General features: G+C 71.7%; 8 protein-coding genes. 3 read left to right on the top strand and 5 right to left on the bottom strand.

Going from position 1 to position 12,770, the window contains the following annotated elements:
* Position 1: 1 nt before the first annotated feature.
* Together I5071_RS40830 and I5071_RS40825 are read right to left on the bottom strand one after the other, a co-directional pair.
* The gene (locus I5071_RS40830) at positions 2-484 is read right to left on the bottom strand and encodes a hypothetical protein (RefSeq protein WP_236518812.1); all 483 of its coding nucleotides are present in this window, start codon (positions 482-484) and stop codon (positions 2-4) included.
* Between the two features lie 253 nt (positions 485-737).
* Entirely contained in the window at positions 738-1,622 is an 885-nt protein-coding gene (locus I5071_RS40825; RefSeq protein WP_236518811.1) for a UbiA prenyltransferase family protein, read from the bottom strand.
* A 213-nt stretch (positions 1,623-1,835) separates the two neighbouring features.
* On the opposite strand from I5071_RS40825, the gene I5071_RS40820 reads away from it, so the two are divergent.
* The gene (locus I5071_RS40820; protein ID WP_236518810.1) at positions 1,836-5,543 is read left to right on the top strand and encodes a DUF3857 domain-containing protein; all 3,708 of its coding nucleotides are present in this window, start codon (positions 1,836-1,838) and stop codon (positions 5,541-5,543) included.
* A gap of 14 nt (positions 5,544-5,557) precedes the next feature.
* Positions 5,558-9,241 carry a DUF3857 domain-containing protein gene (locus tag I5071_RS40815; protein ID WP_236518809.1) on the top strand — a complete coding sequence of 1,228 codons (3,684 nt, stop codon included), beginning with the start codon at positions 5,558-5,560 and terminating at the stop codon, positions 9,239-9,241.
* Positions 9,242-9,248: 7 nt separating this feature from the next.
* Here I5071_RS40815 and I5071_RS40810 read toward each other — a convergent pair whose 3' ends face one another.
* Together I5071_RS40810 and I5071_RS40805 are read right to left on the bottom strand one after the other, a co-directional pair.
* The gene (locus I5071_RS40810; protein ID WP_419249692.1) at positions 9,249-10,259 is read right to left on the bottom strand and encodes a fatty acid desaturase family protein; all 1,011 of its coding nucleotides are present in this window, start codon (positions 10,257-10,259) and stop codon (positions 9,249-9,251) included.
* 29 nt (positions 10,260-10,288) lie between these two features.
* A complete protein-coding gene (locus I5071_RS40805; RefSeq protein WP_419249691.1) occupies positions 10,289-11,089 on the bottom strand; it encodes a PaaX family transcriptional regulator C-terminal domain-containing protein in 801 nt (266 codons plus the stop codon).
* Positions 11,090-11,189: 100 nt separating this feature from the next.
* On the opposite strand from I5071_RS40805, the gene I5071_RS40800 reads away from it, so the two are divergent.
* A complete protein-coding gene (locus I5071_RS40800) occupies positions 11,190-12,128 on the top strand; it encodes a crotonase/enoyl-CoA hydratase family protein (protein ID WP_419249690.1) in 939 nt (312 codons plus the stop codon).
* Here the strand turns inward: I5071_RS40800 and I5071_RS40795 are convergent.
* The gene (locus tag I5071_RS40795) at positions 12,122-12,715 is read right to left on the bottom strand and encodes a hypothetical protein (RefSeq protein WP_236518805.1); all 594 of its coding nucleotides are present in this window, start codon (positions 12,713-12,715) and stop codon (positions 12,122-12,124) included. The genes I5071_RS40800 and I5071_RS40795 overlap by 7 nt on opposite strands.
* Positions 12,716-12,770: the final 55 nt, after the last annotated feature.

Below are 12,770 nucleotides of genomic sequence, written 5' to 3'. Positions count from 1 at the left end.
ATCAGCCCTTCGCGACGCCGACCGCGATCCGCTTCCACATCTCGCGGTGCTCGGGGCTGCGCGCGCGGAGGATCTGCGCGCGCACGATGTCGATCGCGCGCTTGCGATCCGCGGCGCCCAGCGCGACGCCGAAGAGGCGCGCCTCCTCGGGGTCGACCGGCCCGTCGTGCTCGGTGCGTCGCGAGATCTCGCGCAGCACGTCGGCGACGACCGACGCGCCCTCCCCGCGCGCCTTCGCGACCAGCGCGCGCGCACGCGCCTCGCCGTCCTCGGAGCGCAGCAGGCGCTCGACGAGATCGCGCGAGCTCTCGGTCCACGGCAGCCGATCGAGCGCGCGGCTCACCACCCGCTCGGTCGCGCGATCGGGGATCCCGAGCACGCAGAGCAGCACGCGCGCGCGGTCCGGTCGGGCCTGCTCGAACACGCCCGAGTCACGACGCGACCACTCGTTGCTCTCCACCGTGCTGCGCGCCTCGTCCGCCATGAGAACCTCCGTCGAGGTCCCGTTCAGCACGTTCCGGGCCGCACGAGATTTGCGCAGTTCTGCGAGCGATCACGCGATCGCAGGGCGCACGGAGTCGACCGCGGGACACGCTCCCGCGGAGCGGGGCGCGCTCTCGGCGCTGGCGAGCTGCAGTGTTCGCGGAATCACGCGCGCGGATCGCGCGCGTTCCCCTTCACGTCCACGCGCCGCGGATCCTTCATCCATTCTCGGATGAAGGCGCGTGTGCGCGCTCTCAGGTGAAGTAGAGCACCAGGAGGACGCAGAGCGCCCACGCTCCGACGCTCGCGAGGAACGGCGGGTCCTTGAGCATCGCGTCGGTCGGGCTGTCCGCGTCGGCCTTGCGGCGCACGAGATAGAGGAAGCGCCCCACGCCGATCGTCGTGAACACCACGCTGACGACGAGCCAGCGCGTGCCGAACGCCGCGATCGTGTCGGGGTCGAGCGTGTACACGACGTACGTCACGAGCGTCGCGACGCCCATCACGTAGAGCATCGGCATCAGCACGCGCAGGTCGTACGAGCCGAGCGCGGCGCGCGTCTTCGACGCCTTGCCGCCAGCGTGCTCCTCCATCGCGGCGAGCTCGTGCGCGCGCTTGCCCAGGCCGAGGAACGTCGCGGCGAGGAACATGACGATCAGCAGGTACCAGGAGGGCGGCACCTGCGCGGCGAACGAGCCGCCGAGCACGCGCAGCTCGAACCCACCGGCGATGCACAGCACGTCGAGGTACGCGATCTTCTTCAGCTTGAACGAGTACGCGAGGTTCAGCGCGAGATAGCCCAGCGCCGCCGCGAGGAACGCACCGCCGAGCGCGAGGCCTCCCGCCACCGCGATCGTCGCGAGCACCACGAGCGCGCCCTTCGCCTGCGACTCGCTGACCCGACCGCTCGCGATCGGCCGATGCCTCTTCTTCGGGTGCTCACGATCGGCCTCGACGTCGACGAGATCGTTGAGCACGTAGACCGCGCCGGCGAGCACGCAGAACAGCGCGAAGCCCGCGAGGGCGCGCAGCAGAGCCGGAACGTCGAAGAGCTCGCGCGCGAAGACGAGAGGCGCGAGCACCACGAGGTTCTTCACCCACTGGTGCGGCCGCATCGTGCGGAGGAGACCGATCAGCATGAGAGCGCGGCAATATAGCCGGAACTCTCTCCGCCGCCGCTGTTCCGGATCTTCCCGCGGCCACGCCCCTTCCGCGCAGGGACACACCGGGAACATCCCCGGGACCGCGCTTGTCCAGCGTTTCACCGCCCACTAAGGTCGCCCGGATCGGCGGGGTCCCATCGATCCCGTCGTCGTCTTCGCTGTTTCCTGGCTCTTCGCCGGAGGACTCGTTTGCACGATCGCACCCTCCTCGCGCGCACGCGCCACCGCAGCGCGGCCGCGCTGGGCCTCGCGCTGTCCCTCGCTGCTTCGATCCATGCGCCGCACGCGGACGCTCAGCGTCGCGCGACGGCGAGCGCGACCACCACCGGCAGCGCACGTCCCTACGAGGCGCGACACCGCGAGCTGGTCGCCGAGATCGGGCGCGCGGGGCGCTCGTCGCGCGCGATCCTCCCGCTGATCGAGCTGTGGCGGATGTGGAACGACGTTCCGCCCGCGACGACCGTCGCGTCGCTGGAGCGCATCGTCGCGGACCGCCGGCTGAACGGCGCGGTGAGGCAATACGCAGCACAGATGCTCGCGCGGGCCCGCACGCGGATGGGCGATCCCGATGCGTCGCGGCGCGCGTTCGACGAGCTCGGGTACCTGCGCAACTGGCGCGTGGTCGGGCCCTTCGACAACGAGGGCAAGGCCGGCTTCGCCCGGGCGGACGCGCCGGAGACGACCCCCGACGCCGGTCCCTTCGAGGGCCGCGTGCGCTCGGTCGACTGGCGCGATTTCCCCGACGTCTCGCAGTACGGGTACGTCTCGTTCGACGCGGTCTATCGGCCCGACACGAACGTGTGCGGCTACGCGCGCACCATCGTCACGAGCGATCGCGCGCAGCCGCTCTCGCTGTGGCTCGGCGGCGGCGGCGCGGTGCGCGCGTGGTGGAACGGCGAGCGCGTGATCGAGGACGCTGCGTATCGCCAGCCCGATCCCGATCGCGCGGTCGCGATGGTCGGCGCCCACCAGGGCGAGAACGTGCTGCTGGTGAAGGCGTGCGTGACCAGCACGACGTGGGGCTTCTTCGCGCGGCTCGGTGACGCGACCGGCGCGCCGGCGCGCGGCGTGCGCAGCGCGACGATGCCGACCTCGTCGTCGCTGCCGAGCGGGCACGCGTCGGGCGTGCGCCTGCCGAATCCCCCCGAGGCGCCGCTCACGGCGCTGGAGCGCGCGGCGAGCGGTGAGCGCGCGAGCGCGTCGGCGATCTTCGATCTCGCGCGCTTCCTCGCGTTCACCGGCGCGGACGATCCCGCGGAGCAGCGCGCGAAGCAGCTCGCGGCGCGTGCCGCGCAGATGCAGCCGATCGCGCCGCACCTCGTGCTCGCCGCGCAGCTCGCGGACGAGCGCGGCGAGGCGATGCGCTTCCTCGATCGCGCGGCGCAGGTCGCGCCCGCCGATCCGCGGGTGCTGCTCGCGCAGGCGCGCCTCGCCAGCACGGGCCCTTCGCCCGAGGCCGCGCTGCCGATCCTCGATCGCATCCCCGAGGGCACGCTCGAGTGGATGGACGGCGTGTCGCTGCGCGCCGAGCTCCTGATGTCGATGGGCCTGCCCGAGAGCGCGCGCACGGTGGTGAACCGTGCGGCGGCGCTCGCACCGGGCACGCCGCGCTGGCTCGCGATGCGGATCTCGGCGGCGGGCGCGACCGAGCGTCGCGACGACGCGGTGGCGATGCGCGCCGAGCTCGCGCAGCTGCGCTGGGACGATCTCGGCAACCGTCGCGCGCTGATCGCGGACGCGCTGCAGCGCGGGGAGCGCGACGAGGTGATGCGTCACCTCGAGGTGTATCGCCGGCTCGGCGCGGACTCGGTCACGACCTACGTCGCGGTCGCCGAGGTGCTCGACGCCCTGGGCGACGAAGCGGAGATGATGGGCGCGTACCGCGCCGCGCTCGATCTCGCGCCCGAGGACGCCGATGCGCGCGTCGCGTACGGGCGCGCGCTGCTGCGCGGCGGACAACAGGACGTCGCCGCCACGATGCTGCGCGAGGCGCTCGCGCTGCGCCCCCAGGACGCCGAGACGCGCGAGCTGCTGGAGACGATGGCGCCCGAGTCGCAGCGCGCCGACGAGGCGTTCGCGGCCAGCGAGCGCGACATCCTCGCGAGGGTGCGCGAGGAGTCGGGTTATCCCGCGCGGGTGCTGCAGAACCTGACGGTCAACACCGTGTTCGAGAGCGGCCTCGGCACGAGCTTCCGCCAGCTCGCGGTGCAGATCGCGGACGACGAAGGGGCGCGCGACTGGCGCACGTTCCCGATCCAGTTCGATCCCGACGTGCAGCGCGTGACCATCCGCGCGGCGCGCGTCTATCGCGGCGGGCAGCGGCTCGAGGCGATGCAGACGTTCGAGCAGCAGCTCGGCGAGCCCTGGTACCGCATCTGGTACGACACCCGCGCGCTCGTCGTGGTGTTCCCGGATCTCGAGCCCGGCGACGTGGTGGAGCTGCGCTGGCGCATCGACGACGTCGCGGAGCGCAACCAGTTCGACGACTACTACGGCGACCTCACGTACTTCGCGGGGCCGGTGCCCAACGCGCGCATCGAGTACGTGCTGATGACGCCGGCGTCGCGGCAGTTCCACTTCAACGAGCCGCGCCTGCCGGGCCTGCAGCACGAGCAGCGCGTCGAGGAAGGTCGCCGCATCGATCGCTTCGTCGCGACCGACGTCCCCGCGATCCAGAGCGAGGACAACATGCCGGGCATGACCGAGGTCGCGCCCTACCTGCACGTGTCGACCTACCGCACGTGGGAGGACGTCGGCCGCTGGTACTGGGGGCTGATCCGCGATCAGCTCTACGCCGACGAGAACCTGCGCCGGGTGGTCGCGGACCTGGTGCGCGACGCGCCGGACACCCGCACCAAGGTGCAGCGCATCTACGGCTGGGTGATCCAGAACACGCGCTACGTGGGCCTCGAGTTCGGCATCCACGGGTTCCTGCCGTATCGCGTCCCGCAGATCGTCCAGCGCGGGTTCGGCGACTGCAAGGACAAGGCGTCGCTCATCTACACGATGCTGCGCGAGGCCGGGATCGACGCGCGCATCGTGCTGGTGCGCACCCGCAACAACGGCGCGATCACCGACCTGCCGGCGTCGCTCTCGGTGTTCGATCACGCGATCGCGTACGTGCCCGAGCTCGACCTGTTCCTCGACGGAACGGCCGAGTACAGCGGCACGAACGAGTTCCCGCAGATGGATCAGGGCGTGACGGTGCTGATCGTCGGGCCCGACGGCGCGGAGCTGCGCCGCACGCCGGTGCTGCCCGCGGAGCAGAACGAGCGCTCGCGACAGATCGCGATCGATCTGCAGAACGACGGCACCGGGCGCATCGAGGTGACGGAGCAGGTGCGCGGCTCGGAGGCGCCCGGCTATCGCGTGACCTATCAGGCGGAAGGGACGCGTCGCGAGCGCTTCGAGCGTGCGCTGCGCGGGCTCTTCCCCGGCATCGAGCTGCGCACCCAGGAGTTCGCCGGGCTGACCAACTACGAGGAGCCGATCCGCATCCGCTACACCGCGGACGTGCCGCGCCTCGCGGTCGCCGACGCCGACGGGCTGCGGGTGCAGGCGACGGTGCTCGACGATCTGACGCGCAGCCTCGCGCGCTCGGCGACGCGCCGTCATCCGCTCGATCTGCGCGGCACGACTCGCTACGTCGAAGAGCGTCGCATCCGCGTGCCCCAGGGCATGCGCGTGCTGCACGTGCCGGAGGGCGGCGAGGTCAGCTCGGAGTACGGGCGCCTCTCGCTGCGCTTCGAGCAGAGCGAGCGCGAGATCGTCGCGCGCACCGAGATGGCGCTGACGCGCGATCGCATCGCGCCCGAAGAGTACGAGGCGTTCCGGCGATGGGTGGAGCAGGCGGACTTGATCCTTCGGCAGCGGATCGCGATCGGGGGGCGTCGATGATGCGTCGGGCTTGGATGGCCGTTGCCGCGCTGCTGATCGTCGCGTGCGGCGGCGCGCAGCATGCCGGGCAGAACGAGGGCATCGACGCGATCCGTCGTCGCGCCGAGGAGCGTCCGAACGATCCCGCCGCGCAGGCGGCGTGGGCGGAGGCCGAGCTCTTCATGGCGGGCGGTGACGGCGAGGCCGCGGAGCGCGCGATCGCGCGGGCGCGCCAGCTCGACCCCGAGAGCGCGGAGATCGAGTTCCTGCACGCGATGGAGCGCCAGCTCCACGGTGATCTCGACGAGTCGCTCGACGCGCACTTGCGCACGATCGCGCTCGCGCGCGCCGGTCGCACGCCGCTCGCGGCCTCGCTCGCCGAGGTCTCGGTGGCGTTCGTCCTCGAGTTCGACGACGCGGTGCCCGACTACGCGCGCCGGGTGCGCGACGCGCTGACCCCGATCCACGCCGAGCCCGGCGCGATCGGTCCTTCGGCGCGCCACGGGATCGGGTCGGCGCTCTCGGAGCTCGCTTACCGCGACGGGAACCTCGACGCGGTGCGCGCGATCTCGACCGCGCAGGGCTGCTCGAGCAGCTGGCGCGTCGCGGGGCCCTTCGGTCCGCGGCACCTGCTCGGGTTCGACCAGCAGCTCGCGCCCGAGGAGCCGGGACCGCTCGCCGAGACCTACGATCTCGGGCCGGGACGCGGCACGCGCCCGACGCGCGCGCTCGATCCGCGCGCGTGCTCGCTGCACCTCGGCAACGGTCCGGTCGCGGGGCCGGGCACGACCTACGCGGAGACCGAGATCACGGTGCCCGCGGCGGGTGAGTACCTCGTCCGCCTCGAGAGCCCGAACTCGGTCGAGCTCACCGTCGACGACGCGCGCGTGACGCGCATCGATCGCCGCAGCGAGATGATCTCGCGCATCACCTATCACCCGGTGCAGCTCACCGCGGGCACGCACCGCGTGATGGTGAAGACGGCCACGCGTCATCCGAACCCGCTGCTCGTGCTCTCGGTGCTCCCGGCGTCGACGTTCGGCGACGACTTCGGCGACGAGGCGCCCGCGGCCGATCGCCCGCTCGGCGTCGCGCTGCGCGCAGCGCGTGCGATCGCGCGCGCGGACTTCGTCGGCGCGCGCGAGACCCTCGCGCCCCACCTGCGCGACGATCAGGCCACCGGCGCGATGCTGGTGCTCGGCAGCATCGTCGCGCTCTCGGATCCGCTCACCGGCCAGCAGGTCGCGGCCGACGAAGGTCGTCGCCTGCTCACGCTCGCCGCGGAGCGCGATCCGCGCGCGTGGTACCCGCGGATGCAGCTCGCGAACCTCGAGCCCGACGAGCTCACGAAGATCCGCATGCTGCGCGACGCGATCCAGCAGTGGCCCGAGGTGCTCGTGTTGCCGCTGACGCTGATCGACGTGCTCGAGGCGCGCGGCTGGGAGGCGCAGACCGACGCGGCGATCACCCTCGCGCGTCAGGTCGCGCCGACGGCGTGCCGTCCGCGCCGCGCCGCGCTCAACGCCGCGCTCCGTCGTGGTCGCAGCAGCGAGGTCGGCGAGCTCTCGGAGGCGCTCGTCGCGTGCGACGCGCGCAGCGACGCGCGCCTGCAGCACGCGGTGCGTCAGCGCCGCTGGGAGGACGCGCAGCGAGAGGTCGCGCGCATCGCGTCGCTGGAGCCCCAGTCGAGCCGCTATCAGACCGCCGACGCGGAGCTCACGCTCGCGCGCCAGCGCGGTGACGACGCCGCGGTCGCGCGCCTGCTCACCGAGCTCGCGGAGCTGCGCCCGCGCGCCGAAGCGGTGGTGATGATGCAGGCCGATCGCATGCTCGCGGCGGGCGATGCCCAGGCCGCGCACCAGCGCATCGAGGCCGCGCTGCGCGAAGAGCCGGAGTCGATGGGCGACCTGCGTCGCATCCTGCGCGCGATCGGCGGCGCGAGCCCGATCGAGGCGTTCCGTCAGGACGGCGCGCGCGTGATCCGCGAGTACGAGGCGTCGGGCCACAGCTACGACGGACCGAAGGTGCTCGTGCTCGACTACACCGTCGTGCGCGTGTTCGACGACGGCTCGCAGCTCGAGCTCACGCACCAGATCGTGCGCGTGCAGAGCGAAGAAGCGGTCGACGACGAGGGCGAGTTCAGCCCGCCCGAGGACGCGCAGCTGCTCACGCTGCGGACCATCAAGGCCGACGGTCGCCGCCTCGAGCCCGACGAGATCCAGGGCAAGGACACGATCTCGATGCCCAACCTCGCGGTGGGCGACTACGTCGAGTACGAGTACCTGCGCGCCTCGCCCGCGCCCGGCGGGTTCCCCAACGGCGCGCTCGGCGATCGCTTCTACTTCGCGTCGTTCGAGGTGCCCTTCGATCGCAGCGAGCTCACGGTGATCTCGCCGCTCGCGATGGAGCTCGAGGTCGATCCGCGCGGCCCCGCGCCCGAGACCGAGACGACGACCGAGGACGGCCTCCGCGTGCGCCGCTGGCGCGTGCGCGAGAGCCGCCCGCACACCCAGGAGCCCGGCGCGGTCGCGGCGCGCGAGTACCTGCCGTCGATCCTCTGGGCCCACAACGCGACGTGGCCCGCGTACGTCGAGAGCCTGCGCGACGTGCTCGCGGACCGCGAGGTGCGCGACCCCGCGCACGTGCGCCTGGTGCGCGAGATCGTCGGCCAGGACGGCAATGCGTCGCCCGAGCAGCGCGCGCGCCGCATCTACCAGTGGGTCCTCACGAACGTCGAGGACACCAACGATCCCTTCGGTCAGGCGGCGACGATGGTGCACGCGCGCACCGGCAACCGCTCGCGCGTGCTGCTCTATCTGCTGCACATCGCGGGCATCGACGCGGACCTCGCGCTCGCGCGCAGCTTCGCGGGCGATGCGACCCAGAGCGATGTCGCGGACGACGAGACCTACGCGTTCCTCGTCGTGCGGATGCAGGGATCGTCGGGCCCGAACTGGCTCTGGCCCGGCGCGCGCGGCGCGCCCTTCGGGTTCCTCCCGCTCGAGCCGATGATCCGCGGCCAGCAGGCGCTGGTGCTGGACGAGCGCGGCGAGCGCACGACGGTCGGCGATCCCGGCATCGAGAGCGACCTGACGAACATCGAGCTCGACGTGCGGCTCGACGGCGAGGGCGGCGCGCACGTGGAGGTCGTCGAGACGTTCCGCGGCGCGGCGGCGGTGGCGTGGCGCAACCAGCTCGAGGGCGTGCCCGCGGCGCACCTCGAGGAGATCTTCGAGCGCCAGTACGTCGCGCGCATCGCGGGCGGCGCGCGCATGACCGAGCTGCGCATCACCGGGCGCGAGGACGCGGAGCAGCCGCTGGTGCTGCACTACGCGTTCGACGTCGCCCGCCTCGGGCGGCTCACCGGCGACGCGCACCTCGTGCCGCAGCTCTACTCGCTCGAGCTCGCGAGCAGCTACGCGCCGCTCGCGCGACGCGCGACGACGCAGGTGATGCCCGGCGGCGCGCGCGACGTGACGATGCGGGTGCACCTCCCTGAGGGCGCGCAGGCGCCGGTGCTGCCCGACGAGCGCACGATGGGCGGTCCCTCGGGCATGCAGGCGACGTGGCGGGCGAGCGCCCAGGGCAACGTCGTGACCGTCGAGCGTCGGGTGCGCCTGCCGCGCGCCCGCGTGACGCCGGAGCAGTACCCGGAGCTCGCGCGGTTCGCCCGCGCGTACGACGAGGCCGAGGCGATCGAGCTGCGCGTCGGGATGTGATCGTCGATCAGGGGCGCGCCGTGCTCGCATCGCGCGGCGCGCCCGACGACACGATCCGGAGCACGTCGAGATAGCCCGGCGGGTCGGCGACCACGCGCCGCTCGCGCAGCATGCGATGCAAGAGCGGCAGCCGGAAGAACGGCACGCCCGGCAGCACGTGGTGCTCGAGGTGGTAGTTCACGCGGATCGGCGCGACCGTCATCCGCGCGAGCCAGCCGGCGCGCGTGGTGCGGGTGTTCGCGAACATGTCGGTGCTCCGCTCGGTGCACGCGTGCTCGGCCAGCGAGCGGATGCGCAGGAAGAGCGGATACGGCGTGAGGTACGCGAGCACCCAGACCGCGTAGAGCAACGCGTGCCCGCTCGCCCAGGACGCGGCGAGGAGCAGCGCGTTGGTGAGCATCATCCCCCAGGCGTTCTTCACGAACTCGAGCGGATAGCTCCACCAGCGACGGCCCTCGCGCGGCAGCCAGACCACGTCGCTCGCGACGGTCCACCGCACGACGCCCGCGTCCATCAGCACGCGGCCGAGCAGGTACTTGAGGCCGGTGAGCCCGACCAGATCGCGCGCGAGCTTGCGCATCAACGAGGCGCGAGTCGTGGGGAACGGCTCGATCAGCGAGAGATCGGGATCCTCGGGCTGGCTCGTCTTGCGGTGATGCACGAAGTGATGCGCGCGGTACTTCGCGAGGTCGTTCCAGACCGGGCGCGCACAGAGCCAGTCACCGACGAAGTCGTTCAGCCAGCGCGAGCGGAAGAGCGATTGGTGTGCGGCGTCGTGGTGCAGGATCGCGAGCGCGAGGTGACGCCCGCCGAGCACGACGAGGCCGAGCGCGAACGTCGGGATCGCGATCCACGCAGGCTGCGTGCTGGCCCACGCGAGCACCGCGAAGGTCAGGGCGATCACCGCCCAGGTCGAGCCCACCGCGAGCAGCCCCATCGTATTGGAACACTCGTTCAACATCCGGATCTCGTCGCGCGTGAAGATGCGCCCGACGGTCTTGATCGTGTTCGCCGGCATCTCGGACGGAGTCGCGGAGTCGATCGTCGTCATGGGATCTCCTTGGGCGATGCGCCGAGCACGGTCTGCCAGATCGCGTGTCCGGCCTCGTCGAAGCGCAGCACCACGTCGACGAACGCGCGCCGCTCGTCCACGTCGACCAGCGGGTCGGGCAGCAGCGGATCGAACACGAGCTGTCGGATCGCGTCGCTGCCGAGGAGGAACGACTCGCGCGCCGCGACCTCGGGATCGAGCGTGTGCATGCGATGGAGCCAGCGCTCGAGCTCGCGGCGCGTCCGCGCGTACGACTCGGTGAGCGCATCGGCGTTCCAGAGCGAGCGCGCCCGTGCATCGAGCTCGTCGTCGAATTCGTCGGCCGAGAACACCGGCGCGTCGGCGGCGAGCCCGAGCTTGCGCAGCCGCGCCCGGACCGACTTCACGCCGCCCGCCAGGTTGTCGGGGCGCACGAAGAGGTCCTTCTCGAGCTCGCGGAATCCGAGCATCCGCAGCGCGCGATCACATCGCCTCCACGCGGCGCGATCGCTCCGCAGGAGCGCGGCCGAGTGCACGACCAGCCACGCGCCGCTCCATTTCCGGACGCGAGACTCGGCGGTGCGCCAGGCCCGGACCTCCTCGGCGAGATCCGAAGAGCTCGGCCCGATGCGGTACGCGCCGCGCCCGGTGCCCTCGATCATCCCGGTCGCCGAGAGCCGCACCAGCGCGACCCGCGCGTTGTTCTCGCGGATGCCGAAGAGCGCGCACGCCGCGACTGCATCGCGCGCGGAGAACGACGCGCCCTCCGCCCCGAGGAGCAGCTTCAGGATGAGGTCACGCGGGTTCGGAGGCGTCAATACACGCACACATCAACTCTTGCAGAGATCCGTAACATGACGGACCATCGCAACATCTGCAATCGATCGTAAGGAGGCTGTCGTGGACACGCTGAAGACCATGACCTTCGAGGTCACCGGGCGAATCGCGCGCATCACGTTGAACCGCCCGAAGCGCGGCAACGGCATCACGATGGACATGCCGCGCGAGCTCGCGGCGTGCGTGGAGCGCGCGAACCTCGATCCGGCGGTGCACGTCATCGCGCTCTCGGGCAACGGCTCCGGGTTCTGCGGCGGCTACGACCTCGTCGAGAGCGCCGAGCAGTTCGCGGCGATCAGTCCGCGAACGAGTGAGCGGAGCACCCTCGGGAGTGACGACCCCTCGCGTCTCCCGGGCTCACCGCTCGATCCCGCGGTGCAGATGCAGAACCACGTGCCGAACAGCGCGTGGGATCCGATGGTCGACTACGCGATGATGAGCCGCAACGTCCGCGGCTTCATGAGCCTCTTCCACGGCGAGAAGCCGGTCGTGTGCAAGGTGCACGGCTTCTGCGTCGCGGGCGGCACCGACATGGCGCTGTGCTCCGATCTGCTGGTGATCGCCGACGACGCGAAGATCGGATATCCGCCGGCGCGCGTCTGGGGCTCTCCCACGACGTCGATCTGGGTGCACCGCCTCGGCATCGAGAAGGCGAAGCGCCTCCTCTTCACCGGTGATTGTCTCTCCGGAAAGGAAGCGCACGAGTGGGGCCTCGCGATCGAGTCGGCACCGCCGGATCGGCTCGACGAGCGGTTCGAGATCCTGCTCGCGCGGATCGCGAAGATGCCGATCAACCAGCTCGTCATGATGAAGCTGCTGCTCAATCAGACGCTGATGGCGCAGGGGCTCCACACCACGCAGCTCGTCGGGACGGTCTTCGACGGGCTCACGCGCCACACCGAGGAGGGCTACGCGTTCCAGCAGCGCGCCGCCGAGGTGGGGTTCAAGCAGGCGGTGCGAGAGCGCGACGAGCCCTTCGGCGACTTCGGCCTGTCGACTTACAAGGGCCGGCCTCAATAGAGGTCGAAGCCGATGCCGCCGAGCATCGAGACCGTCATGTGGTCCTCGTCGAACCACGTCGGGTGCGCTTCGAACGAGAGCGTCAGGGCCTGACGCCGGCCGCGATCGTGCGCGCCGAAGCCGACCGACACGCGCCCGTGCATGCCGAAGTACACCGAGTCGCGCGCGCAGCCGCGCGTCGCCTGCACGCTCCCCTCGCAGTCTTCGTAGAGATCGGCCGAGGGCCCCACCGCGAACGAGAGCGCGTCGAGCACCGTCGCCTCGAACAGGAACACGTTCCACATGACGAACGCGTTGTCCGAGTCGCCGTCGTCGTCGGGATCGTCGATCTCGGTGCCACCCGCGAGCGCCGCGTACATCATCGTGGCCTGGTAGTACGTCGCGAAGTACTCGCCGAGCTGCGCGCCGACGCGCACGTTGCCGCCCGCGAGCCAGCCCTCGGGCTCGCCGAGCGTGCCGCCGAGGACGAGCGAGCCGCCGGCGCGCGGTCGCACCCAGAAGCCTTCGTCGTCCTGTGCCGCGGCGCGCCCCACCCCGCCCAGCAAGGCGAGGCAGAGCGAGACCAGCACGCAACGATCGACTCGCATGACGACACCTCCTGGACGTGCTCGACGCGGCTCGATCATCGGCGCTCCGTGGCGT

The organism is Sandaracinus amylolyticus (assembly GCF_021631985.1).
In the GTDB taxonomy this organism is placed as follows: domain Bacteria; phylum Myxococcota_A; class Polyangia; order Polyangiales; family Sandaracinaceae; genus Sandaracinus; species Sandaracinus amylolyticus_A.
Note: the sequence above shows the minus strand (reverse complement) of the source record. Positions and strands in the feature narration are given on the sequence as shown.

What these genes read in the sequence shown, in the direction of transcription:
- I5071_RS40825 (WP_236518811.1), bottom strand. Translation starts at nt 1,622, where the DNA reads ATGCTGATCGGTCTCCTCCGCACGATGCGGCCGCACCAGTGGGTGAAG.
- I5071_RS40815 (WP_236518809.1), top strand. Translation starts at nt 5,558, where the DNA reads ATGGCCGTTGCCGCGCTGCTGATCGTCGCGTGCGGCGGCGCGCAGCAT.
- I5071_RS40810 (WP_419249692.1), bottom strand. Translation starts at nt 10,259, where the DNA reads ATGCCGGCGAACACGATCAAGACCGTCGGGCGCATCTTCACGCGCGAC.
- I5071_RS40830 (WP_236518812.1), bottom strand. Translation starts at nt 484, where the DNA reads ATGGCGGACGAGGCGCGCAGCACGGTGGAGAGCAACGAGTGGTCGCGT.
- I5071_RS40800 (WP_419249690.1), top strand. Translation starts at nt 11,190, where the DNA reads ATGACCTTCGAGGTCACCGGGCGAATCGCGCGCATCACGTTGAACCGC.
- I5071_RS40795 (WP_236518805.1), bottom strand. Translation starts at nt 12,715, where the DNA reads ATGCGAGTCGATCGTTGCGTGCTGGTCTCGCTCTGCCTCGCCTTGCTG.